The organism is Ralstonia sp. Ralssp110, assembly GCF_047325135.1.
GTDB lineage: Bacteria > Pseudomonadota > Gammaproteobacteria > Burkholderiales > Burkholderiaceae > Ralstonia > Ralstonia mojiangensis.
This window is the reverse complement of record NZ_CP168610.1, coordinates 554,338-578,365: the sequence shown is the minus strand read 5'-3', so window position 1 is coordinate 578,365 and position 24,028 is coordinate 554,338. Positions and strand designations below refer to the sequence as shown.

At 64.3% G+C, this 24,028-nt stretch carries 24 protein-coding genes; 15 read left to right on the top strand and 9 right to left on the bottom strand.

Going from position 1 to position 24,028, the window contains the following annotated elements:
• The first annotated feature begins 84 nt into the window (after positions 1-84).
• The 4 genes from gcvA to ACEN9T_RS11385 all read left to right on the top strand — a co-directional run bounded on the left by gcvA (position 85) and on the right by ACEN9T_RS11385 (position 2,989).
• A complete protein-coding gene (gene gcvA / locus ACEN9T_RS11400; protein WP_252690655.1) occupies positions 85-1,011 on the top strand; it encodes a transcriptional regulator GcvA in 927 nt (308 codons plus the stop codon).
• Positions 1,012-1,088: 77 nt separating this feature from the next.
• On the top strand, positions 1,089-1,508 hold the full coding sequence (locus ACEN9T_RS11395) for a VOC family protein (RefSeq protein WP_004632896.1): 420 nt from the start codon (positions 1,089-1,091) through the stop codon (positions 1,506-1,508).
• Between the two features lie 49 nt (positions 1,509-1,557).
• Positions 1,558-2,307 (top strand): 16S rRNA (uracil(1498)-N(3))-methyltransferase, encoded by a 750-nt coding sequence (locus ACEN9T_RS11390; RefSeq protein WP_413707762.1) that lies wholly within the window; start codon positions 1,558-1,560, stop codon positions 2,305-2,307.
• Between the two features lie 82 nt (positions 2,308-2,389).
• Entirely contained in the window at positions 2,390-2,989 is a 600-nt protein-coding gene (locus tag ACEN9T_RS11385; protein WP_260774319.1) for a YidB family protein, read from the top strand.
• 58 nt (positions 2,990-3,047) lie between these two features.
• Here ACEN9T_RS11385 and ACEN9T_RS11380 read toward each other — a convergent pair whose 3' ends face one another.
• Positions 3,048-3,992 (bottom strand): LysR family transcriptional regulator, encoded by a 945-nt coding sequence (locus tag ACEN9T_RS11380; protein WP_413707761.1) that lies wholly within the window; start codon positions 3,990-3,992, stop codon positions 3,048-3,050.
• A gap of 200 nt (positions 3,993-4,192) precedes the next feature.
• Between ACEN9T_RS11380 and ACEN9T_RS11375 the strand changes: the two genes are divergently transcribed.
• From ACEN9T_RS11375 to araH, 7 genes are read left to right on the top strand one after another with little or no spacing between them, the layout of a single operon-like run.
• Positions 4,193-5,929, top strand: a complete 1,737-nt coding sequence (locus ACEN9T_RS11375; RefSeq protein ID WP_413707760.1) for an IlvD/Edd family dehydratase — start codon at positions 4,193-4,195, stop codon at positions 5,927-5,929.
• Between the two features lie 15 nt (positions 5,930-5,944).
• Positions 5,945-7,270 carry an MFS transporter gene (locus tag ACEN9T_RS11370; RefSeq protein WP_413707759.1) on the top strand — a complete coding sequence of 442 codons (1,326 nt, stop codon included), beginning with the start codon at positions 5,945-5,947 and terminating at the stop codon, positions 7,268-7,270.
• A gap of 25 nt (positions 7,271-7,295) precedes the next feature.
• Positions 7,296-8,225, top strand: a complete 930-nt coding sequence (locus ACEN9T_RS11365) for a dihydrodipicolinate synthase family protein (RefSeq protein WP_413707758.1) — start codon at positions 7,296-7,298, stop codon at positions 8,223-8,225.
• 2 nt (positions 8,226-8,227) lie between these two features.
• Positions 8,228-9,166: a Gfo/Idh/MocA family protein gene (locus tag ACEN9T_RS11360; RefSeq protein ID WP_413707757.1), complete on the top strand. Its 939-nt coding sequence runs from the start codon at positions 8,228-8,230 to the stop codon at positions 9,164-9,166.
• Between the two features lie 53 nt (positions 9,167-9,219).
• The gene (locus ACEN9T_RS11355) at positions 9,220-10,224 is read left to right on the top strand and encodes an arabinose ABC transporter substrate-binding protein (RefSeq protein WP_045204826.1); all 1,005 of its coding nucleotides are present in this window, start codon (positions 9,220-9,222) and stop codon (positions 10,222-10,224) included.
• 58 nt (positions 10,225-10,282) lie between these two features.
• Positions 10,283-11,812 carry an L-arabinose ABC transporter ATP-binding protein AraG gene (gene araG / locus ACEN9T_RS11350; protein ID WP_413707756.1) on the top strand — a complete coding sequence of 510 codons (1,530 nt, stop codon included), beginning with the start codon at positions 10,283-10,285 and terminating at the stop codon, positions 11,810-11,812.
• Positions 11,813-11,845: 33 nt separating this feature from the next.
• The gene (araH, locus tag ACEN9T_RS11345; protein WP_413707755.1) at positions 11,846-12,856 is read left to right on the top strand and encodes an L-arabinose ABC transporter permease AraH; all 1,011 of its coding nucleotides are present in this window, start codon (positions 11,846-11,848) and stop codon (positions 12,854-12,856) included.
• A gap of 92 nt (positions 12,857-12,948) precedes the next feature.
• Here the strand turns inward: araH and ACEN9T_RS11340 are convergent, their stop codons facing one another.
• From ACEN9T_RS11340 to ACEN9T_RS11330, 3 genes are all read right to left on the bottom strand, one after another.
• Positions 12,949-13,572: a barstar family protein gene (locus tag ACEN9T_RS11340; RefSeq protein ID WP_092972419.1), complete on the bottom strand. Its 624-nt coding sequence runs from the start codon at positions 13,570-13,572 to the stop codon at positions 12,949-12,951.
• Entirely contained in the window at positions 13,569-14,000 is a 432-nt protein-coding gene (locus ACEN9T_RS11335; RefSeq protein ID WP_413707754.1) for a ribonuclease, read from the bottom strand. Before ACEN9T_RS11335 ends, ACEN9T_RS11340 begins: the two co-directional genes overlap by 4 nt.
• Before the next feature lie 470 nt (positions 14,001-14,470).
• A complete protein-coding gene (locus ACEN9T_RS11330; RefSeq protein WP_092972417.1) occupies positions 14,471-16,816 on the bottom strand; it encodes an NADP-dependent malic enzyme in 2,346 nt (781 codons plus the stop codon).
• A gap of 161 nt (positions 16,817-16,977) precedes the next feature.
• Here ACEN9T_RS11330 and thiL point away from each other — a divergent pair, with 161 nt between their 5' ends.
• The 3 genes from thiL to ACEN9T_RS11315 are packed head-to-tail and all read left to right on the top strand — an operon-like array spanning position 16,978 to position 19,154.
• Positions 16,978-18,063 carry a thiamine-phosphate kinase gene (gene thiL, locus ACEN9T_RS11325; RefSeq protein ID WP_413707753.1) on the top strand — a complete coding sequence of 362 codons (1,086 nt, stop codon included), beginning with the start codon at positions 16,978-16,980 and terminating at the stop codon, positions 18,061-18,063.
• A complete protein-coding gene (locus ACEN9T_RS11320; RefSeq protein ID WP_413707752.1) occupies positions 18,060-18,638 on the top strand; it encodes a phosphatidylglycerophosphatase A in 579 nt (192 codons plus the stop codon). The genes thiL and ACEN9T_RS11320 overlap by 4 nt, the downstream gene beginning before the upstream one ends.
• Positions 18,639-18,653: 15 nt before the next feature.
• Positions 18,654-19,154: a CinA family protein gene (locus tag ACEN9T_RS11315; RefSeq protein WP_413707751.1), complete on the top strand. Its 501-nt coding sequence runs from the start codon at positions 18,654-18,656 to the stop codon at positions 19,152-19,154.
• Position 19,155: 1 nt separating this feature from the next.
• Here the strand turns inward: ACEN9T_RS11315 and ACEN9T_RS11310 are convergent, their stop codons facing one another.
• The gene (locus ACEN9T_RS11310) at positions 19,156-19,374 is read right to left on the bottom strand and encodes a metal transporter (protein ID WP_082076083.1); all 219 of its coding nucleotides are present in this window, start codon (positions 19,372-19,374) and stop codon (positions 19,156-19,158) included.
• Positions 19,375-19,414: 40 nt separating this feature from the next.
• The gene (pyrF, locus tag ACEN9T_RS11305) at positions 19,415-20,230 is read right to left on the bottom strand and encodes an orotidine-5'-phosphate decarboxylase (RefSeq protein ID WP_092972990.1); all 816 of its coding nucleotides are present in this window, start codon (positions 20,228-20,230) and stop codon (positions 19,415-19,417) included.
• Between the two features lie 211 nt (positions 20,231-20,441).
• Between pyrF and corA the strand changes: the two genes are divergently transcribed.
• Positions 20,442-21,404 (top strand): magnesium/cobalt transporter CorA, encoded by a 963-nt coding sequence (gene corA, locus ACEN9T_RS11300; protein ID WP_024972131.1) that lies wholly within the window; start codon positions 20,442-20,444, stop codon positions 21,402-21,404.
• A 12-nt stretch (positions 21,405-21,416) separates the two neighbouring features.
• Here the strand turns inward: corA and mtgA are convergent, their stop codons facing one another.
• Genes mtgA through ACEN9T_RS11285 form a run of 3 tightly spaced genes read right to left on the bottom strand, consistent with a single transcriptional unit; the run spans position 21,417 to position 23,985 of the window.
• The gene (gene mtgA / locus ACEN9T_RS11295) at positions 21,417-22,121 is read right to left on the bottom strand and encodes a monofunctional biosynthetic peptidoglycan transglycosylase (protein ID WP_012436427.1); all 705 of its coding nucleotides are present in this window, start codon (positions 22,119-22,121) and stop codon (positions 21,417-21,419) included.
• 20 nt (positions 22,122-22,141) lie between these two features.
• Positions 22,142-23,059 (bottom strand): shikimate dehydrogenase, encoded by a 918-nt coding sequence (aroE, locus tag ACEN9T_RS11290; protein ID WP_092972412.1) that lies wholly within the window; start codon positions 23,057-23,059, stop codon positions 22,142-22,144.
• Positions 23,060-23,070: 11 nt separating this feature from the next.
• Complete coding sequence (locus ACEN9T_RS11285) at positions 23,071-23,985, bottom strand: energy transducer TonB (RefSeq protein ID WP_092972411.1); 915 nt, start codon at positions 23,983-23,985, stop codon at positions 23,071-23,073.
• Between the last annotated feature and the right edge of the window lie 43 nt (positions 23,986-24,028).

Sequence of the window (24,028 nt, the reverse complement as noted above, 5' to 3'; positions counted from 1 at the left end):
CAGGCGCATTTGTAGTCGGGCCGCCCTTAACGTGGCAAACTACAAATTCTTCGTTGGACGTTAAATTTTTCTTAACGAGAACGCATGCCACGGCGCCTCCCTCCCCTCAATGCATTGCGCGTCTTTGAAGTCGCGGGCCGCCATTTGAGCTTTAGCCGCGCTGCGGACGAGCTTTGCGTGACCAACGCCGCTGTCAGCCACCAGATCAAGCAGCTCGAAGATCATCTAGGTAAAAAGCTCTTCGCGCGCCGCAACAACCAGCTCACGCTGACAGACGCCGGCGACAACTACCTCCCTCGCGTGCGCGACGCGCTGCGTGCGCTCGAACAAGCCACCGACCTGTTGATGGACACCGCCGATGCGCCGCTGCGCGTGGCTGTGCCGCCAACCTTCGGCGCAAAATGGCTGGTGCCGCGGCTGTATCGGTTCTTCAACCAGCACCCGCACGTGCGTGTCGAAGTCTCGACCGCCGACGTGCAAGACCACGGCCAGTTCGATCTGTGCATCGACGACCGGCAAGTCAACGCGCCCAACCTGCGCGTCGAGTGGTTCACCTCCACTGATTTCTTTCCGGTATGCAACGCCACGCTGCAGGCCGCCATCCGCATGCCGCAGGACCTCGCCACTCAAACGCTGCTGCATGAGCGCGGCGGCCGCCATCTGGCGCACCATCCGACGTGGCGGCAATGGCTCGACGAGGTCGGTGTGCCCCACATCGATGCCACACGCGGGCCGGCCTTCTCTGAAGCCCTGATGGCGCTGCAAGCGGCCATTGACGGCCAGGGCGTCGCACTCGGCCAGGGCATCCTCGTCGAATACGACATCGCCGCCGGACGCCTCATGCGGCCGCTGGCGACCGAAGCCTCTTTGCGCCTGTCGTACTACCTGATCCATCCACACCAGGCGGCGGAGCACGCGGGCTTTGCATTGTTCCGCCAGTGGCTCGTCGATGAAGTTGCGCGCAGCGGCGGCCGGGCGCGCAACCAGCCCCCGGCAAGCGAGGTGTTTTGATTTCTTTTTGATTGTGGCGTGGCGGGCGCTCTACACTACTCGTCCCTGGCTGCATTGCGCCGAAGAAGGAGCCCGCCATGAGCTTCCCCCGCCCCGCCAACACCCCGTGGCTTGTCCCGTACCTGACCGTGCGCGACGCATCGGCCGCCATCGCCTTCTATCGCAACGCGTTCGGTTTTGATGTGCAGGATGAAATGCACGACCATGGCCGCCCGATCCACGTCGAGATGACCTACCAGGGCCAGCTCATGCTGATGTTTGCGCCCGAAGGCGTCTTTGGCTCCACCGCGAAAGCCCCGGCCGGCGCGGGCTTTGAATGCCCGCAAAGCTTCCACCTGTATTGCGACGACGTCGACACCGTGTATCAGAACGCGCTCGACCAGGGCGCCGCGTCCATCATGGCGCCGCACGATGCCTTCTGGGGCGAGCGCTACGCCGCCGTGCGCGATCCCGACGGTTATCGCTGGGGCCTCGCCTGCCGCCCAGCGGCGGCCTGATCGCTCCATCGCCTGATCGCCTGACCGATTCACCACAAGGATTGCTGTAATGGGGCTTCCCCGTTTTTTCGTCGATACGCCGCTTGCGCCCAACATCACCGTCACGCTGCCCGAGGCCGTCACGCGCCACATCCACGTGCTGCGGCTGGCCGTCGGCGATGACGTCTGCCTGTTCGATGGCTCCGGCAACGAATTTCGTGCTCGGCTCGACGCCATCAACAAGCGCGACGCCGCAGCCAGCCTTACGGATGCCACACAGCCCGACACGGAGGCCCGCTACGCCATCACCCTCGCGCAAGGCATTGCCGGTGGCGACAAGATGGATTGGCTGATCGAGAAGGCCGTCGAACTGGGTGTGAATGCGGTGGCTCCGCTACAGACCGAACGCGCCGTGGTGCGCCTCTCCGGCGAGCGTGCCGCCAAGCGCGTGCAGCACTGGCAGGCACTGGTGCAGGCCGCCTGCGAGCAATGCGGCCGAGCCCGCGTGCCGGTGGTCGCACCGGTCGCCACGCTGCGTGAATGGCTTGCCGCCGGTCAGTCGAACGACGCGCCGCGCGTGCTGCTGTCACCGCGCGGCACGCAATCGCTCACCCAATGGGCTGTGCAATCGCGCACGCGCATCGAAGGCAGCGGCATCGTCCTGCTGATCGGCCCCGAAGGCGGTCTTTCGCCCGACGAAGAAGCGCTGGCCGAGGCCGCCGGTTTCTTACCGCTGACACTCGGGCGACGTATTCTGAGAACGGAATCGGCGGCGCTCGTTGCCGTGTCCGCGCTGCACGCCGTGCTCGGCGAGTTCTAAGTTCTGACGACGAAACACTGACCGTTTGATCCCACCGGCGGGCCTTTCCCCCATGCCCGCCACTGACCAAAGGAGCTTCATCATGGGTCTACTCGATTCGATTCTCGGCGGCGGCAATGACGCCAGCGGCGCGCAATCGTCCTTGCTGGGCAACAAGAAGGTGCTGCTTGCCGTGGGCGTGCTGGCCTACCTGGCGATGAAGCACAAGTCGCAAGGCGCGGGCGATGCAGCCGCGCCGCAAGGGCAGGAAGATCAGGGCGGCGGCCTGTTCGGTTCGCTGGGTGGCTTGCTGGGTGCAGCAGGCGGTGCCGGCGCGCTGGGCAGCCTGCTCGGCGGCGCGGGCGGAGCGGGTGGCCTTGGTGGTCTGCTCGGCGGTTTGCTGGGCGGCGGCAGCGGCAATGCGGACCAGGCGGCCGTCGGAGGCCTCGGGCCGCTGCAGCAGATCCTGGAGCAAGCCGGTCTGGGCGAACAGGTCAAATCGTGGATCGGCAACGGCCAGAACCTGCCAGTGTCCGGCGAGCAGATTACCCAAGCACTGAGCGGCACGGGCGCGCTGGAGGAGGTGTCGAAACTGGCAGCCAACTTCGGCATCAACGAGGGCGATCTCGCCAACCAGCTGGCCGAAGGCCTGCCCGAAGCCGTCAATCACCTCACGCCGCAGGGCGCAGTGCCCGCTGCCTGAACGTTTATCGCCGCACAGAGGAAAGCCCGCAATTGCGGGCTTTTTTTTTCGCCGACGGTCAACCCTCGCCGTAGGCCGTTCGGCCCGCGTCGCGCAGTGCCTGCACCACATGCAGCGCCGCCGGAGACAACAACCGGTCCGTGCGCGTGATGATCCCGAAGTCGTCCATCTGGCACGGCATCGGCAACGGAAGAATCGCCAGCATCTGATACGACGCGTAGTACTGCGCGACATCGGTGCCGATCACGGCCAGCATGTCGCTCTGCTCGAGGATGCGCGTCAGGAACAGCAGCGCCGAGGTTTCCACCACGCTGGACGGCGCTGTCAGGCTCTCCCGCTGGAACATCAGGTCGAACCGGTGACGCAGCACACTGCCGATGGGCGGCACCACCCAGGTGGCCGGCTGCACGTCCGCAAGCGTCAGCGATGGTTCCGCCAGCAGCGGATGCCCCGGCCGCGCCACGGCAACCACCGGCTCGTCGGCCAGCGGCTCATAGCGCAGATGCAGCTTGTCGTGCTCGGCGAACAGGCGGCCGACCACCAGGTCGAGCTTGTCCTGCGCCAGGCGTTCCAGCAACACGTTGCTGCTTTCGATTTCCAGCGACACCCGCAGCCCCGGATGCTCGCGCGTGATCTGCGCCACTACGGGCGGCAACAGCCGCACGCCCGGCGAGGTGATCGTGCCGACCGCCACATGCCCCAAGTGGCCGGCCTTGAGGCCGAGCACTTCCTCCTGCGCCTGGTCCAGGCTGCCCACGACCGCACGCGCGTGCCGGATCAGCGCATCGCCGTAACGCGTGGGCCGCATGCCGCGCGGCATGCGCTCGAACAATTGAACATCCAGCATGGCTTCCAGCTCGCGCAGCAGCTTGGAGGCGGCGGGCTGCGTCATGTTGAGCGCGGCGGCCGCCCGGTGGATGTTGCCCTCCTCGGCCAAGGCAATCAGCAGCAGCAGTTGTCGCGTCTTCAGGCGCGCGCGGACGTACCAGGGGCTGTTCGACATCGGGTCTTCCTCGGGATATCAAATCGGATATCGGTCACGGCCAATATTTCATTGGAAGGATATCAGGGCGCTCCGTACACTCGGTCCGATCAAAAAACCACAACCACACCGGAGACAACGGACGTGCCGCGCGGCCCGCAAGTGCCACGCAGCCGATCGATGCGCGCGCGCCTCGACAACCACGTCCGTGACACACGCACATGTCGGAATCGAAACCCAAGCTGCGCTCGGCCCAATGGTTCGGCACCGCCGATAAGAACGGCTTCATGTACCGAAGCTGGATGAAGAACCAAGGCATCCCCGATCACGAATTCGATGGCCGCCCGATCATCGGCATCTGCAACACGTGGTCGGAGCTAACACCTTGCAACGCACATTTCCGCAAGCTGGCCGAGCACGTCAAGCGCGGCATTTACGAGGCGGGCGGGTTTCCGGTGGAGTTTCCGGTGTTCTCCAACGGCGAATCGAACCTGCGCCCGACTGCCATGCTCACGCGCAACCTCGCGGCCATGGATGTTGAAGAGGCGATTCGCGGCAACCCGATCGACGCGGTGGTGCTGCTCACCGGCTGCGACAAGACGACGCCCGCCCTGCTGATGGGCGCGGCAAGCTGCGACGTGCCGGCCATCGTCGTGACGGGCGGGCCGATGCTCAACGGCAAGCTCGACGGCAAGAACATCGGCTCCGGCACGGCGGTGTGGCAACTGCACGAATCGCTCAAGGCGGGCGAGATCGACCTGCATCGCTTCCTGTCGGCGGAAGCGGGGATGTCGCGCTCGGCAGGCACGTGCAACACGATGGGCACGGCGTCCACCATGGCGTGCATGGCCGAAGCACTCGGCACATCGCTGCCGCATAACGCAGCCATTCCGGCGGTGGACGCGCGGCGCTACGTGCTGGCGCATATGTCGGGCATTCGCATCGTCGAGATGGCGCTGCAAGGGCTGACGCTGTCCAAGATCCTCACGCGCGCCGCGTTCGAAAACGCAATCCGCGCCAACGCAGCCATTGGTGGTTCGACCAACGCCGTGATCCACCTGAAGGCGATTGCCGGGCGCATTGGCGTGCCGCTTGAGCTGGAAGACTGGTCCCGCATCGGCCGGGACACGCCGACCATCGTTGACCTGATGCCCTCGGGCCGCTTCCTGATGGAGGAGTTCTACTACGCGGGCGGTCTGCCCGCCGTGCTGCGCCGCCTGGGTGAGGCGAACCTGCTGCCGCATCCCGATGCGCTGACCGTCAACGGCCGTACGCTGTGGGACAACGTCAAGGACGCGCCCATCACCGACGATGAAGTCATCCGCCCGCTCAGCAACCCGCTGATCGACGATGGCGGCATTCGCGTGTTGCGCGGCAATCTGGCGCCACGTGGCGCGGTGCTCAAGCCATCTGCGGCGAGTCCCGAGCTGCTCAAGCATCGCGGCCGCGCCGTCGTATTCGAAAACCTGGAGCACTACAAGGAACGCATCGTCGACGAGTCCCTGGAGGTGGATGCCAGCTCCGTGCTGGTGATGAAGAACTGCGGACCGAAGGGTTATCCGGGCATGGCCGAGGTTGGCAACATGGGCCTGCCGCCCAAGCTGCTGCGCCAGGGTGTGAAGGACATGGTGCGCATTTCCGACGCACGCATGAGCGGCACCGCCTATGGGACGGTGGTGTTGCACGTGGCGCCCGAAGCTGCGGCAGGCGGCCCGCTGGCCGCGGTGCAGGACGGCGACTGGATCGAACTCGACTGCGAGGCCGGCACGCTCCACCTGGACATCGCCCCCGAAGAACTCGCGCGCAGGCTGGCGACCTACCAGCCCCAGCGTTCGCATGGCGAGGCCGGCGGTTACCAGCGCCTGTACGTCAACCACGTGCTGCAGGCTGACGAAGGCTGCGACCTCGATTTCCTGGTCGGATGCCGTGGCGCCGCCGTGCCGCGCCACTCGCACTGAGCCGAGGAAAGACCGATGGAAATCTCTCAAACCGCAGGCGCCGTTCCGGCTTCGGCCGATGCATCGGAAGAGCAGCGCATCATCCGCCTGCTCACGCGCAAGCTGATGCCGTTTCTGGCGCTGATCTACGTGGTGGCGTATATCGATCGCTCCGTAGTCGGCTTCGCCAAACTGCACATGAACGCGGCAGTAGGCATCGGTGATGCTGCCTACGGGTTGGGAGCGGGCCTTTTCTTCATTGGCTATTTCCTATGCGAGGTGCCGAGCAACCTGGCACTCGAACGCTTTGGCGCACGCCGCTGGTTCGCGCGCATTCTGTTCACGTGGGGCGTCATCACCATGGCCATGGCGCTGGTCAGCGGCCCGGTCAGCTTCTATGTGCTGCGCTTCCTGCTCGGTGCGGCCGAGGCCGGCCTGTACCCCGGCATTCTCTATTTCCTGACCAAGTGGTTTCCGATGCGCCATCGTGCGCGCATCGTCGGCTTGCTGGTGCTGGCACAGCCCGTCGCGCTCATCATCACGGGGCCGATGGCGGGGTGGTTGCTGTCGGTGCCGGGGCTCTTCGGCATGTCGAGCTGGCAAACGCTGTTCGTGGTCAGCGGCCTGCCGGCCACGCTGCTGTGCGTGCCGACGCTGCGTATCCTGCCGGAATCCCCGGCGCATGCGCGCTGGCTGCCCGCCGCGGACCGCGCGTGGATCGAGCGCAAGCTGGCCGCAGACCAGGCCGCTTATGCGCTGAAGTCGCACGGCAGCCCGCTCAAGGCACTCAAGGATGTGCGGGTGCTGTTGCTGGCGCTGCTGTTTCTGCCGTTTCCGCTGAGCATCTACGGCCTGTCGCTGTGGCTGCCGACGATCATCAAGCAGTTTGGCGTGAGCGATGTCGCCACCGGTCTGCTGTCCGCCGTGCCCTATCTGTTTGCCGTGGTGGGCTTGTACCTGGTGCCGCGCCATTCGGACCGCACGGGCGAGCGTTACTGGCACATCGCCATTCTCTCGGCGCTGGCCGCGCTCGGCATGGCGGGTAGCGCGTGGGTTCAAACGCCCGCGCTGCAATTGGGCTGCCTCTGCCTGTTCGCGTTCTCGGCCTATGCAATCCAGGCCGTGTTGTGGACGCTGCCGGGACAGTTCCTTACCGGCACGAGCGCCGCCGTGGGTATTGCAACCATCAACTCGCTGTCCAACCTGGGCGGTTACCTCGGCCCCTATGGCATGGGCATCCTCAAGAACGCCACAGGCAGCCTGTCTGCCGGCCTGTACTTCCTTGCCGCCGCGCTGGCATTTGCCGTGGTGATGACGTTCATCGTTCGCGCCGTGCTGGGCGGACGCCAGCATCTTTCCTGACACCCGTTCCCGACTTCACGATTTCATGACCCGCAACAGCAAGCCGCGCTACCAAGGCATCTTTCCGGTGGTGCCCACCACGTTTACTGAAACCGGCGAGCTCGACCTCGCCAGCCAGAAGCGCGCGATCGATTTCATGATCGATGCCGGCTCGGATGGCCTGTGCATCCTGGCCAATTTTTCCGAGCAGTTCTCGCTGTCCGATGACGAGCGCGAAGTGCTCACCCGCACCGCGCTGGAACACGTAGCCGGCCGCGTGCCCGTGATCGTCACCACCTCGCACTACAGCACCCAGGTCTGCGCGCAACGCAGCCGCCGCGCGCAAGACATGGGCGCCGCCATGCTGATGGTGATGCCGCCCTACCACGGCGCCACCTTCCGCGTGCCAGAAGCACAGATCTACGAATTCTTCGCGCGCGTGTCAGATGCCGTGGGCATTCCGATCATGATTCAGGATGCGCCGGCCAGCGGCACGGTGCTGTCTGCGGCGTTCCTCGCGCGCGTGGCCCTCGAAATCGAACAGGTGGCCTACTTCAAGATTGAAACGCCCGGTGCGGCGGCCAAGCTGCGCGAGTTGATCCGCCTCGGCGGCGACGCCGTCGAAGGCCCGTGGGACGGCGAAGAAGCCATCACGCTGCTGGCTGATCTGGATGCCGGCGCCACGGGCAGCATGACCGGCGGCGCATATCCCGACGGCATCCGGCCAATCATCGAGGCGCACGCGAAGGGGCAGCGCGATCTCGCCTTCGATCTGTATCAACGCTGGTTGCCGCTCATCAATCACGAGAACCGGCAGGCCGGCATCCTGGCCGCCAAAGCGCTCATGAAGGAAGGCGGCGTGATTGCCTGCGAGGCATCGCGGCATCCGTTGCCGGCCATGCATCCGGACACGCGCCGGGGCCTGATCGACATTGCCCGGCGGCTCGATCCGCTGGTCTTGCGCTGGGGGCGATAGCCATGCACGGTGAACTCCATCCGGTGTCGATCGGGATCGTCGGCGTTGGCAAGATCGCGCGCGATCAGCATCTGCCAGCCCTCGCCGCGCAGCCCGGCTTTACGCTTGCGGCCTGCGCGAGCCCGCATTCGCGCGTTGAGGGCCTGCCACATTACACGACGCTCGAGGCCATGCTGGCAGACGAACGCGCACTGCAGGCAGTGTCGCTGTGCACGCCGCCGCAGGTGCGGTTTGCCCAGGCCCGCGCGGCGCTCGCCGCAGGCAAGCACGTGATGCTGGAGAAGCCTCCCGGCGCCAGCGTGTCGGAAGTAGCGATCCTCGCTGATCTGGCGCGGCAGCACCGCTGCACGTTGTTCGCCTCCTGGCACTCACGCCACGCGCCCGGTGTCGAGGCCGCTCGGGAGTGGCTTGCAAGCCGGGCGATCGTCTCCGTCAACGTGCAATGGAAAGAAGATGTGCGCCGCTGGCACCCCAACCAGGCATGGATCTGGGAGCCCGGCGGCCTGGGCGTGTTCGACCCGGGCATCAACGCGCTGTCGATCCTGACCCGCGTGCTGCCGCATGCGTTCTTTCTGACGTCCGCCGACCTGTGGGTGCCCGCCAATCAGCAGACGCCCATTGCCGCCCACCTCGCATTCACCGATGAACGCGGCACGGCCATCGCAGCGGAATTCGACTGGCGCCATGACGCGGGCGAACTATGGCAGATCGACGTCACCACGCGCGACGGCACCTTGCGGCTGGCACAAGGCGGCAAGCAATTGACCATCGACGGCGTTGAGATCGAGGTCGGCCCCGAACGCGAATACCCAAGCCTGTACACACGCTTTCTCGAACTGATCGCCAGCGGCGAAAGCGATGTCGATGTCCGCCCGCTTCAGCACGTGGCCGACGCCATGCTGCTCGGTCGGCGCCATCTGATTGATCCGTTCGTGCCGTGAAGCACGCCCGACTCACGTAGTGCCATAAGAGCCATTCCAACGAGGAGACAACCATGCAACGCAAACTTCGCCGCCTGACCCTATCCGCCCTGGCAGCCACCCTGTGCCTGGGACCGCTGGCCGCTGCCCTGCCCGCCCACGCCGACGAGCCGCTCAAGATCGGCTTCCTGGTCAAGATGCCCGAGCAAGCGTGGTTCATCAACGAACAGAAAGCCGCCACCGCACTTGGCCAGAAGGACGGCTTTTCGGTGGTGAACATCGGTACGCCCGATGGCGAGAAGGTGCTGTCCGCCATCGACAACCTGGGCGCACAAGGTGCCAAGGGCTTCGTCATCTGCGCGCCGGACGTGCGCCTGGGGCCGGCTATATCGGCACGCGCCAAGCACTACAACATGAAGTTCGTCACGGTTGACGATCAACTCGTCGACTCGTCCGGCAAGCCGCTGGCCAACGTGCCGCACCTGGGCATGTCGGCATTCAAGATCGGCAACCAGGTCGGCCAGGCCATCTCCGACGAAATGAAGCGCCGTGGCTGGAAGCCCGAGGAAGTGGGCGCGCTGCGCATCACCAACTACGAGCTGCCGACCGCCAAGCTGCGCACAGACGGCGCCACGCAGACGCTGCTGGCCGGCGGCTTCAAGAAGGAGAACATCTTCGACGCGCCGCAAAAGACCACCGACGACGCAGGTGGCTTCAATGCCGCGTCGCCGGTGCTGGCACAGCATGCAGGCATCAAGAAGTGGGTCATCTTCGCGCTCAATGAAGAGAGCGTGCTGGGCGGTGTGCGCGCAACCGAGCAGTTGCACATTCCCGCAGCCGATGTGATCGGCGTCGGCATCAACGGCGCCGGCGAGGCGTTTGCCGAGTTCCAGAAGAAGGAGCCGACGGGCTTCTTCGGCACGATTGCGGTCAGCTCGACCAACCATGGCAAGGACAGCGCTGCAAACCTGGTCGATTGGATCAAGACCGGCAAGCAGCCGCCGGCCGATACGCAAACCACCGGCAAGCTGATGGTGCGCAGCAATTGGCAAGAGGTCCGCAAGGAACTGGGCATTTGATGCAACGCGCGGCGCGGGCCGGTCCCCGCGCCGCATGAGCACCTGCAGAGAGCAACCGATGACAGTTCAATCACTTGATGAGAGCGGCCCGCCCGACGCTTCCGCAGGCGCCTATCTGAAGCTTGACGGCATCACCGTGCGCTTTCCCGGCGTACTGGCACTCGACCACGTCTCGCTCGACATCCGCCGCGGCGAGGTGCACGGCCTGATGGGCGAGAACGGCGCGGGCAAGTCGACGCTGCTCAAGGTGCTGTCGGGTGTCAACCAGCCGGAGGACGGCACGCTGTCGCTCGACGGCGTGCCGCAGCAGTTCACGAACACCCGCGCAGCCATCGCGGCGGGCATCGCGATCATCTATCAGGAACTGCACCTCGTACCCGAACTGACGGTGGCAGAAAACCTGATGCTCGGCGCGCTACCCAATCGCTTTGGCGTGCTTGACGAGAAAACGCTGATCGCGCGTGCGCTGCGCGAACTCGAACGGCTGGGCGAGAAGCTCGATCCGGCCCAACCCGTCAAGCATCTGTCGATCGGCCAGCGCCAGATGATTGAGATCGGCAAGGCATTGATGCGCGACGCCCGCGTGATCGCGTTCGACGAACCGACGAGTTCGCTCTCCTCGCGCGAGACGACGCAGTTGTTCCGCATCATTCGCGCGCTCAAGGCCGAGGGCCGCGCGGTCATCTATGTCACACATCGCATGGAAGAGGTGTACGAACTGTGCGATCGCGTGACCGTGTTCCGTGACGGCCGGCATATCGACACGTTCAACGCCGGCGCGAGCCTCGACCGCGAACGGTTGATCCGCTGCATGGTCGGCCGTTCGATCCAGGACGTGTATGGCTACAAGCCACGCCCGCTCGGCGAGGTGAAGGTCGACGTGCGCGGCCTGATGGGGCCTGGCTTGACCGAACCCGCTTCGTTCCGAGCGCATGCAGGCGAAATCGTCGGCTTCTTCGGGCTGGTGGGCGCGGGGCGCTCGGAGCTGATGAAGCTGCTCTACGGCGCGGTCAAACCCACAGCGGGCGAGGTTCACCTCAAAGGCAAGCGCGTCCACTTCAATACGCCGCGCGATGCGGTGCGCGCGGGTGTCGCGCTCTGCCCGGAAGATCGCAAGCAGGAAGGCATCGTCGCGATCGCCTCTGTGTCGGACAACCTGAACATCAGTTGCCGGCGCCACTTCAGCCGCTTCAGCGTGCTGAACAACCGGCAGGAAGCGCGGACCACCAAGTCGTTCATCGACAAGCTGGCCATCAAGACACGCAACGGTGAAACACCTATCGGCAAGCTGTCGGGCGGCAATCAGCAGAAGGTGATCCTCTCGCGCTGGCTCGCGGAAGACATCGACGTCTTCCTGATGGACGAGCCCACGCGCGGCATCGACGTTGGCGCCCGCAGCGAAATCTACAGCCTGCTCTACGGCCTCGCCGAAGCGGGCCGCACCGTCATCGTCGTGTCGAGCGACCTGGCGGAAGTCATCGGCGTTGCCGACCGCGTGCTCGTCATGAAACAGGGCCGCATCGTCGGCGATCTGCCCAGAGAGCACGCCTCGCCTGACACCCTCATCAAACTCGCGCTGCCACGCTAGCGCGCGATTCACGCCCTCATGGAAACCGATCCTATGCAAACGCCATCCACCGAATCCGTGCCGGGCGGCCCGCCATTGGCCGCCCCGGGCATCCCCAGCCGCGCCGCCCTCACGTGGGAGCTGGTCAACCGATCGGGCATCGTCGTGGTGTTCCTCTTGCTGTTCACCGCGCTGGCGTTCACGGTGCCCGGCTTCGTCAGCAGCCGCAACATCCAGGGCCTGCTGCTCTCCGTCACCTTGATCGGCTCCATCTCGGTCACGATGATGTTCGTCCTCGCACTCGGCGAGGTGGACCTTTCCGTCGCCTCCATCGTGGCGTTCGCGGGCGTGGTGGCCTCCACGCTCATCACCGCAACCCATAGCGTGGTGCTTGGCGTCGGGGCCGGCGTGCTGGCGGGCGGCATGGTCGGGCTCGTCAACGGCGTGCTGGTGGCGCGCTATCAGATCAACTCGCTGATCGTCACGCTGGCCATGATGGAAGTCGTGCGCGGCCTCGCCTTCATCACCTCCAACGGCGACGCGGTGATGATTTCCGAAGAGAGCTTCTTCGACCTGGGCGGCGGGTCATTCCTTGGCATCTCGTACCCGATCTGGAGCAACATCGTCGGCTTTGCCCTCTTTGGCTTCCTGCTCAAGAAGACGGTGTTCGGCAAGAACGTGCTCGCCGTCGGCGGCAATGAAGAAGCCGCGCTGCTTGCCGGCCTGCCGGTGATGCGCATCAAGATCGCCGTGTTCGTCCTGCAGGGCCTGGTAACGGGTTTTGCGGGCGTGATGCTCGCCTCGCGCATGAGCTTGGGCGATCCGAAAACGTCGGTCGGGCTTGAACTGGGCGTGATCTCAGCCTGCGTGCTGGGTGGGGTTTCGCTCACGGGCGGGGTGGCAACCGTGTCCGGTGTGCTGGTCGGCGTTCTGATCATGGGGTCAGTGCAGAACGCGATGAGCCTGATGAACGTGCCAACGTTCTATCAATACCTGATTCGCGGCGGCATTCTGCTGCTGGCAGTATGGTTCGACCGAATTCGCCGCAACAAGCGGGCGGGCTGACCAGCCGGGCAGCACATTCACAAGGCAACAAAAAAGCCCGCATTTGCGGGCTTTTTCATTTCCGGGCCGATCAACCGGTCGAGCGGCCTAGTTCATGCGAACGAATAGAAGACGCGGAACTGGACCTTGCGTTCGCCCCAGAATTCGGCCGCGTCGCGGAATACGTCCAGCAGCACTTCGCGCGCTTCCTTGTCGAACTTGGGCTGGCACGGCAGGCCCTCGAGCACGATGACAAAACCCGGCTGCGGGCCAGCCTTGTAGATCATGTCGGTCAGGCAGTCAGCCAAGGCGTCGAAGTTCTTGCCGAAATGCTTCGGGAACAGAAACTCGCGAGCAATCACGTCGAGCACTTCGCTCTTGGTGGTCGCAGCCGCGCAGTTGGCGTACAGGAAATGCTGGCCAAGGCTGGCCGCCGACTCGGCCAGATCCGCCACGCGAAACGCGCGGATCGACTGCACGATATTCGGACGCACCGTCTTGAACAGGTTCATGGCGTCTTCGCGAGCTCCGTCGTCGTCCGTCTGAGTGATGTCCTGCGTCATGATGTTCTGCGGTGCGCTTTGAGGCAACTTGGCCGCTCCGCCGACGCGTGCGCCGAGAGCTTGCATCCCAACCACACCGTCGTACAGATTTTGCGCTTTGTGCCACGCCTCGCGGGCCACGCGCTCATCGCGTGCGGTGAGCGAGTCGTCCAGCCCAAACATGTTGGTCGTCATCGCTGTATCCGTTGAAAACTGTTGTAGTGATCTTCCGTGTAGTAGCAATCGTTAGCCGCTTGCAGATTGCCGCCGCAGATGATGCGTCGGGCGCCGCGGTTGCGAGCCCCCCGCGTCTTCACGGTGTACTCGTGGTAATAACCACGCCGCTGCGCAGGCAAACGTCGTTCATAGTTGCCGAACGTGGTGCCATCTTTTGCATAGGGAAACGGGCCGCCCTGCTCAATCAGTGCCAGCGTACGCTGCGCCTCGTTGGGCAGGTCTGCCGGGCGAATGGTTCCCACGGCGGCAGCCATGCCGGTGGTGTCCCGAGCAACCGCATTGGCCGGCAAGCCGATCACCGACAACGCAAGCATTGCCGTCAGCGCGCCACGCGCCATCGCCTGAGATACGGAGCGGCCGATCCACGCTCCAAGTCGCTTTGTCATCAGCAGGCCCTAACGGGAGAATCGCGCCGACCGAAGCCCGGCGCAGGTCACAAGCGCAGGTAGCTGTCCAATAACGACCGGGCAGCCGGTTTGCAGCTGAAAGCGAAGCGGCTCAATGCGTGAGAGGCCTAGCAGGGAATGACAAGTCGGGCGACTGCCGAAGACTTGGGGAATCCTTCCGCCTGCAAAAACCACTCATTGCGCGCACCGAATAAGGTGAACCAGTCAGACGTATCTACGGAAAACCTCTTTTTTCGACGCCGTCGGCCCGGTTCGGACCTCATGTGCTCAGAAGCACCCCTTCAGCCCGTAAGGGTACGCTCATCGATGACAACAATCAACCGACGGTAAAAGTCTGAAGGGTTTTTTCATACAGACATTAAGTTTGCATAAATGTAAGCGCACGCAAACTTAGCGGACAAAAAAAGGGAGCGCAGCATCGTGCGCTCCCTTTTTTGGTGCAGTGACGATCAGCGTTGCGCTTGTGCGGCAGCATCCACAACGGTCAACGCCGTCATGTTGAGAATGCGTCGCACCGTAGCCGATGGCGTCAGGATGTGCACCGGCTTCTTCGCGCCCAGCAGGATCGGGCCGATGGCGATGTTGTTGCCGGCAGCCGCTTTCAGGAGGTTGTAAGCGATGTTCGCGGCGTCGATGTTCGGCATGACCAACAGGTTCGCCTCGCCCTTCAGGGTCGAGTCCGGCACCAGCGATGCGCGCAGCTTCTCGTCAAGCGCGGCATCGCCGTGCATTTCCCCGTCCACTTCCAGGTTCGGGGCGCGTTCGCGCAAGATCGCCAGCGTTTCGCGCATCTTGACGGCCGAAGGTGCCTCCGACGAGCCGAAGTTCGAATGCGACATCAAGGCAACCTTCGGTTTGATGCCGAAGCGGCACAGCTCCTCGGCGGCCATGATGGTGATCTCGGCCAACTGCTCGGCAGTCGGGTCAACGTTGACGTGCGTGTCCGTGAGGAAGACTTGGCGACCCGGCAGAACCAGACCGTTCATAGCCGCGTACACGCAGTTCGTGCCGCCCAGAATCTGGTCGATGTAGCGCAGATGCGCAGCCGTATTGCTGATGGTGCCGCAGATCATGCCGTCCGCTTCGCCCTTGTGGATCATGAGCGCGCCGATCAGCGTGTTGCGGCGACGCATCTCCAGCTTGGCGTATTGCGGCGTCACGCCCTTGCGCGCCATCAGCTTGTAGTACGTCTCCCAGTAATCGCGAAAGCGTTCGTCATGCTCGGGGTTGACCACGGCGAAGTCCACGCCTTCGCGCAGGCGCAGGCCGAAGCGCTCGATGCGGTGGGCGATCACGTTCGGGCGGCCGATCAGGATCGGGCTGGCGAGCTTTTCGTCCACGACGATCTGCACGGCGCGCAGCACGCGCTCTTCTTCGCCCTCGGCAAAGACGATGCGTTTGTTCTCCATTGGCACCTTGCGGGCAGCCGAGAAGATCGGCTTCATCAGGGTGCCGGAGTGGTAGACGAACTGCTGCAGGTGCTGGCGGTAGGCGTCCATGTCTTCGATCGGACGCTGCGCCACGCCCGAGAGCATGGCGGCCTGCGCCACGGCCGGCGCGATCTTGACGATCAGGCGCGGGTCGAACGGCTTCGGGATCAGGTATTCGGGGCCGAACGACAGGTCCTGGATGCCATAGGCGGAAGCAACGATGTCGCTTTGCTCCTGGCGGGCCAGTTCAGCCACGGCGTGCACGGCGGCAACTTCCATCTCACGCGTGATGGTGGTCGCGCCCACATCCAGCGCGCCGCGGAAGATGAACGGGAAACACAGGACGTTGTTGACCTGGTTCGGGTAATCCGTGCGGCCGGTGCCCATGATGACGTCGGGGCGCACTTCCTTGGCCAGCTCCGGCAGGATTTCCGGGTTCGGGTTGGCCAGCGCGAAGATGATCGGCTTATCCGCCATCTTCTTGACCATGTCCTGCTTGAGCACGCCAGCGGCGGACAGGCCCAGGAAAATGTCGGCGCCATCGATGACTTCGGCCAACGTGCGCAGGTCAGTCTTCTGTGCGAAGTGCGCCTTGTCCGGGTCCATCAGTTCGGTGCGGCCTTCGTAGACCACGCCCGCCAAGTCCGTCACCCAGATGTTTTCGCGCGGCAGGCCCAGGTCAACCAGCAGGTCAAGACAGGCCAGCGCTGCGGCGCCCGCGCCCGAGGCTACGAGCTTGACCTTCTTGATGTCCTTGCCGACGACCTTCAGCGCGTTTGTAATGCCAGCGCCCACCACGATGGCGGTGCCGTGCTGGTCATCGTGGAAGACGGGGATCTTCATGCGCTTGCGCAATTCGCGCTCGACGAAGAAGCACTCCGGGGCCTTGATGTCTTCGAGGTTGATGCCACCGAAGGTGGGCTCCAGCGAGGCGATGATATCGACCAGCTTCTGGGGGTCTTTTTCGTTGATCTCGATGTCAAACACATCGATGCCAGCAAATTTCTTGAACAGGCCGGCCTTGCCTTCCATGACCGGCTTCGAGGCTTCCGGGCCGATATCGCCCAGGCCGAGCACGGCCGTGCCGTTGGTCACCACGCCGACGAGGTTGCCGCGGGCGGTGTAGCGGAACGAGTTGGCGACGTCTTCGACAATCTCCTCACAGGCTGCGGCAACACCCGGCGAATATGCCAAGGCGAGGTCGCGCTGGTTCGACAGCGGCTTGGTCGGCGTGACGGAAATTTTGCCCGGGGTCGGAAACTCGTGGTACTCCAGCGCGGCCTTGCGCAAGGCGGCGCGCTGCTGCGCCTTGAGTTCTTCATCCGTGCGGGCGGGCTGCTGAGGCTGGGTATCCACCGTGGTCATGGGTCTCTCGTATCGGGTGGCCAGCGCGCGCGCCGGCCGTCGCATCTAGCGGGCCACCGGGATACCCTCACGAGCGCCACGGGAATACGGTCCGCCTCCTTGGGCCCGTCATTTTATATAGTGAAAAGCGATCTCACAACGGGATTTTGGGTGGGGGTGACATGCGTATTCGCTACAATATTCCACCGTCCTGTCACGGCACCATCGGGCTTGCCCCATACTCTTCCATCGCTGCTGCCGTGTCCAAGCCCGCAAATCCCCGCAACTCCACCGATCGCGCGGCAAATTTATCCGAATTTGAGCTAATCCGGCGCTATTTCACGCGGCCAACGCCAAAAGCAACATTGGGCGTGGGCGACGACTGCGCCCTCCTCGCGCCGCGTCCCGGGCACGAGTTGGCGATTTCCACCGATATGCTGGTCGCCGGCCGTCACTTTTTTCCGCATGCGGAGCCGCGCGCACTTGGACATAAAGCGTTGGCTGTCAACCTGTCGGATCTGGCCGCCATGGGTGCGGAGCCGCGCGCTTTTACGCTGGCTGTGGCGCTGCCTGAAGCCAACCCTGCCTGGCTTAAACCGTTTTCCGAAGGCCTGTTCGCCCTGGCGGATGCCTTTCACTGTGAACTCATCGGCGGCGACACCACGCGCGGGCCGCTCACGCTGAGCGTGACGGTCTTCGGCGACGTCCCCACCGCTGCGGCACTACGCCGCGACGCTGCCCGGCCCGGCGATGACCTCTGGGTCTCGGGCACCGTAGGCGACGCGCGGCTGGCCCTCGGCGCCCTGCGCAACGAATGGGCGCTTACGCCCGACGCACTCGGCCAAGTGCAGCCGCGCATGGACATGCCCACGCCGCGCGTCGCACTCGGCCTGGCATTGCGCGGTGTCGCCCGTGCAGCGCTCGACATATCGGATGGCTTGTTGGGCGATCTTGGCCACATCCTCGCGCAATCCCGCGTCGGGGCGACGATCACGGTCGACGATGTACCGCGCTCGGCGACGCTCGCAGCGCAGCCTCCGGCGCTGCAGTTGCAATGCACGCTGGCCGGCGGCGACGACTATGAACTTTGCTTCACCGCCCCTGCCGATGCACGCGACGCCGTGGTCGTTGCGGGCCAGCGTGCGGGCGTGGCCGTCACACGTATCGGCCGCATCGATGCTGAAACGGGCTTGCGGCTCGTCGATGCCCACGGCGCGCCCGTCCTCTTCACGCACGGCAGTTTCGACCATTTCTCTTCCGCCTCATGATGTCTCCCGCTCCCTTCCCGCCCTCCAATCCGCCGGGCCAGCTTGAAAGCGTCGTCCTCGAGGCAGGCCAGACCGTGCAGGTGCGGCGCCCGACAGCACGCTTCATGTTCGGCCATCCGGCACGCATCCTGACGCTCGGCTTCGGTTCGGGCCTGTCGCCCATCCTGCCGGGCACGGTCGGTACGCTATACGCGTGGCTGATCTACGTGGTGTTTGCACGGTGGATTTCGGGGCCGACTTGGCTGCTGATCGCAGCAGTTGGCTTCGTGATCGGCATCTGGGCATGCGCCCGCACGGCGCGTGATCTGGGCGTGGCCGATCATGGCGCCATGGTGTGGGACGAGATGGTCGCGTTCTGGCTCGTGCTGGCTTTCGTCACGCCAACCACGCTGGGCGGGCAGTTCGCCGCGTTCGTGTGGTTCCGTTTCTTCGACATGGTGAAGCCAGCTCCCATCCGTTATTACGACCGCTCGCTCAAGGGTTTTGGCGTGCGCGGCGGCTATGGCGTGATGGTCGATGACATTCTCGCGGCGTTCTACACGCTGCTCGTGTTTGCGCTGTGGCGCTCGTTTTGACGTCTAGGTATTGCAATGGCTGAATCCCGCGCCCTGGCCCAACTGGCCGAACTGGTGGCTGACACGTTGAACAAGCGCAGCCTGATGATGGCGTCCGCCGAGTCGTGCACAGGCGGGCTGGTGTCTGCCGCCGTCACCGATGTATCAGGCTCGTCCGCGTGGTTTGAGCGCGGCTTCGTCGTCTATTCCAATGAAGCGAAATCGCAGATGTTGGGCGTTCCGGCGACGCTGATCCGCGAACATGGCGCCGTGAGCGAGCCCGTGGCGCATGCCATGGCCGAGGGCGCAGTGCTTAACAGCCGCGCGCAGGTGGCCGTCGCCATTACCGGTGTGGCGGGCCCAACCGGCGGCACGCCCGACAAGCCTGTCGGCATGGTGTGCTTCGGGTGGAGCAATCGCCTGCAGACGCGCGTGGAAACGCGCCACTTCAAGGGCGACCGCAAACAGGTTCGTCTGCAGGCGGCGGAGCATGCGCTGCGCGGCCTGCTCGACTTCCTCGATTCAGCGGAGTCCTGATCTAGATTTCGCTAGGATGATCCGGCCGGCGACGATCTCCGTGATCATGTTCCGGTTGATGCTCGTGGTCGTGCTCGTGGCGACGGTCGCGATCATGATCGCGGCGCGTCGTCTCGTGCTCGTGGGTGTCGTCGCGCTCTTTCTCGAGCTTGCGGTCCGGATCCTTGCCGGTCTCTTCCCGGTGCGTGCCGGCAACGGGGCGGTGCGGATGCGTGGTCATGGCGTCCTCGCTCTCACCGCAACCGGACCGATAAGGCGGATCAGTTGCGGAACTGGTTGATCTGGTCCCGAGTGGCAAGCGCCACGCGGCGGGCGGCATCGGCGAAATCGCTGTCGGTGCTGGCGTAGAGAATGGCCCGTGACGAGTTGATCATCATGCCGGTGCCGTCGGCCGTGCGGCCAGCGCGCACCGTGGCTTCGATGTCGCCGCCCTGGGCGCCCACGCCCGGAATCAGCAGCGGCATGTCGCCGACAATTTCTCGCACCTTGGCAATCTCTTCGGGGAAGGTCGCGCCCACCACCAGGCCCATCTGGCCACTGGTATTCCACACGTCACGCGCGCGTTCTGCCACGACTTGGTAGACGGGGCGGCCGTCGGTTTCCAGAAACTGCACATCGCTGCCGCCGGCGTTGGACGTGCGGCACAGCACGATCACGCCCTTGTCGGCATGCGCGAGATACGGCTGCATCGAATCAAAACCCATATATGGGCTGACGGTGATGGCGTCGGCCTGATAGCGCTCGAAGGCTTCCTTGGCGTAGTGCTCGGCGGTCGAGCCGATATCGCCGCGCTTGGCATCAAGAATGACGGGGATGCCCGGATATGCCTCGTGGATGTAGTTGATGAGCTGCTCGAGCTGGTCTTCTGCGCGCTGCGAGGCGAAGTAGGCGATCTGCGGCTTGAATGCGCAGACCAAATCGGCGGTCGCGTCCACAATGGCGCGGCAGAACGAGAAGATCGCTCCGCCCGTGCCCGTCATCGACGCCGGCAGGCGCGACGGGTCAGGATCGAGCCCGACGCACAGCAGGGAGTTGTTGCGTTGCCAGGCGGCAGCCAGTTGTTCGGTAAATCGCATGGTGTCGGGAATGTGAGAGCGGCCGGCCGGCCGCATGACTTGTCTGCATTTTACCCGTCGGGCGGCCCGGTGGCGGCATCTTCCGGGCGTGGCGCCTGCCCCACGCGTGCGCGCTAAGCCACCGCTTGTGGCTGAACCTGCCGCCTCTTTACGCTACACTCGGCGCGATTTTTTCGCCGCCCGTTCAACGCCTGCTTCAAGGAAACGCCCCATGATCAACCTGTTCGTCGTGCAAAAAGGCCGTCTCGCGCAGGAACAGGTCGAAGAACGCAGCGAACTCCTGCAGCATAAGCCGATCTGGATCGACGTGATCGACCCCGACGACGAAGAGCTGGCGTGGATCAAGGAAGCCTACGGCGTGGTCCTGCCCGAGCTGGAGCAATTAGGGGACCTGGAAGCCTCGGCCCGCTACTTTGAAGGCGAAGACGGCCACATCCACATCCGCACCGATTTCCTGCTCGACGAAGAAACCACCTCCCGTAACGTGCGCGTGGCCTTCGTGCTGACCAAGGATGTGCTCTTCTCCATCCACGACGAGGATTTGCCCGCATTCCGGCTGGTGCGCATGCGTGCGCGGCTTCGCCCGGGCTCGGTGCGTAACGCCAAAGATGTGCTGATGGATCTGTACGCCACCGACGCGGAATACTCGGCCGACTCCATCGAAGAAGTCTACGAACGTCTGGAAGATGCCAGCAAACGCGTGCTGGCCGATGAGGTGACCGACGCTGCCGCTGCCGACGTGCTGGAGATCATCGCCCGCGTGGAAGACTTGAATGGCCGGATCCGCCGCAACGTGATGGATACGCGCCGCGCTGTGTCGTTCCTGCTGCGGAGCCAGTTGCTCTCAGCTGACCAGCAGGACGAAGCGCGCCAAGTGCTGCGCGACATCGATTCCATCGAGAACCACACGGCGTTCCTGTCGGACAAGGTCAACTTCCTGATGGACGCCACGGTCGGCTTCATCAACATCAACCAGAACAAGATCATCAAGCTGTTCTCGGTGGTGTCGGTAGCGCTGATGCCGCCCACGCTGATCGCCTCGATCTATGGCATGAACTTCAAGGTCATGCCGGAGCTGGACTGGGCGGAAGGCTACCCCTACGCGATCGTGATGATGGTGGTGTCGGCGGCGATTCCGCTGGTGTACTTCCGCCGCAAGGGCTGGCTGAAGTAGGCCGACGCGAAGTTAATCCGGCAACGTGGCCGAGCCCATGCGGTTGGCGATCACGGTGGCCTTGCGCGTGAAGTTGACGTGCACATTGGCGCAGTAGCTCTTCTTGTCGAAGCACTTCGGCGCGGGCAGCGCCGCAGCCAAGCGCGCCGCCTGCCCCACCGTAAGCTGCGAGGCCGGGCGCTTGAAGTAATGCTGCGCTGCCGCTTCGGCGCCGAATACCCCTTCGCCCCATTCCACCGAATTCAGATAGATCTCGAGGATCCGTTCCTTGTCGAGCCAGAACTCAAGCATCCATGTGATGACGAGTTCTTCACCCTTGCGCAGGTAGTGGCGCTCGCCCGAGAGGAACAGGTTCTTGGCCAGTTGCTGCGTGATGGTCGAGCCGCCCGCGACCACGTGGCCGCGCCGCTTGTTTTTCTCCCACGCGTCGAGCATGGCGTCGACTTCCCAGCCGCTGTGCGAGACAAAATCTGCGTCTTCACTGGCGATGACCGCGCGCTTGAGGTTGCGTGAGATCTGGTCGTAATTGACCCAGCGGTGGTCGACCTTGCAGGTAAAGACGTTAGCGCCGCACAGGCGCATGCGCTCGGCGCGCATGAAACTGGTAGACGACGGATCGAACACCTGCCAACTCGCGATGGCGGCAAAGAAGTACAGATTGAGCGCGACCACGCCCGCAACGAAGCAGCCGATCACGTAGCCGAACCAACGCATCATCGCGGGGCTTCGCTCCAGGTTCAGCGAGGCGCGCGCGCCGCGACGGCGGCTTCGCCCTGCAGCCCCTCGCGCATGGCGAGCAGCACCGGAGCGGTGTCCGGACGCACGTTGCGCCAGACGAAGAACGATTCCGCCGCCTGCTCCACCAGCATGCCCAAGCCGTCCCATGCGCGGGCGCCGTTGCGCCGGGCAAACTCCATGAACACCGTCGGCCGCGGTCCGTACATCATGTCGTAGGCCAGTGCGTTGGGGCCAAACACCGTGGTCGGAATCGGCGGCACTTCGGCCTGGAGGCTGCTCGCCGTAGCGTTGATGATGACGTCGAAAACGTCGTCCGCAGCAAGTTCGTCATAGCCGCCGCCCACGAGCTCGACCTCGTGCAGCTTGGCCGAAACCTCGAAGCGATCGACCAGCTTGTTGGCGCGATCGGCCGTGCGGTTGGCAATGAACACGCGCGCGGGCTTGTGTTCCAGCAGCGGCAGCAGCACGCCACGTGCCGCACCGCCCGCGCCCAGGAGCAGCACCCGTTCGCCTTCGAACGAGTTGCCGATGTTGTGGGTGATGTCGCGCATCAGCCCGACGCCGTCGGTGTTGTCGCCAAAGATCTCTTCGCCATCGAACTTGAGCGTGTTGACCGCACCGGCCGATTCCGCCCGCAGCGACAGCGACGTCGACATGGCATACGCATCGAGCTTGAACGGCACAGTGACGTTGAGCCCGCGCCCGCCTTCGCGCACGAAGTTCATCACGGTTTCGTCAAACGCGATCAGTTCGGCGTAGATGCGGTCGTAGCGGATGAGCTGCCCGGTCTGCTGCGCAAACGCAGCGTGGATGGTGGGCGACTTGCTGTGCGAGATCGGGTTGCCGATCACGCCATAACGATCTGTGGGCGGGGCGCTCGCAGCAGCGAGGATGGCCTCTTGAAACGACGACGGCATGGACGACGAAATCAGCGGGTCTGCAGGTGGGTTTCCAGGCCTGCTCGGGTGAACTTGAAGGTAGCAACGACATCCTGGATGTCGACGCGCTTGCGCATCTCGGCCGGGAAGCCGCCAAACGGTGAAGACGAACGCACGATGGCGACGGCCTGACGATCCAGCGCGGGGTTGCCCGAGCTTTTGGCGATCTCGATGCCCTCGATCTTGTAGCCGTCCTGGTTGTAGCCGAGCTGGCCTTCGCGGTTGATGCTGATCACGACGATCAGCTCGCCGTACAGCGGGCGGCCGTTCTGGCTAGGAAAATTGGCGGTGCCGCGCGCTTCGATCTTGCGGCGAACAGCATCGTAGTAGCGGGCGTAATCCACTTGGCGCGCGCTGGCGGCTGTCAGCACATTGCGGCGCGGGCGCTTGGCGTAGTTCTCGAGGTTGCGGTCGATCTCCGCCTGCAGGCGCGCGATTTCGTCTTGCGTAGTGCGGTCGTCGGTGCCGTTGGTGGGCGACGGCTGCGGACGCTCGCCAGGCTTGACCTGACGATCGTTGACCAGCGGTGCACGCTCGGTCGATTGCGTGAGCAGGCGGCGCTGCTCTTGCTCAAGATATTCAACGCGGCGCTGCGTGAGCTTGATGGCGTCGCCGGTCTGCTCGTTGGTGTCCGCGGGCAGCGGCGTGGTGGCGCGTTGTTGATCGTATTCGCCACCGCCGTTCAGGTTGACCTGGGCCACGGCCGTCGCCTTGGACGGTGCCGTCGACGATTTGGCGTTCACCAGCACCACATCCAGGCCCGGATCTTCGCGCTTGATATCGAACGCCTCGGGGGCCACCACACGCACGAACAGCAGCAGAACATGCACGGCCAGCGACACCACCAGTGCCTTGGTGAGCGTGCTGCTGCCGGACCAGTCCGGACGGTTTGCAAGGGCGGCCATGGGGCGATTCCTGGTCGATGCGCGAAGAATGAAGGTCAGACAG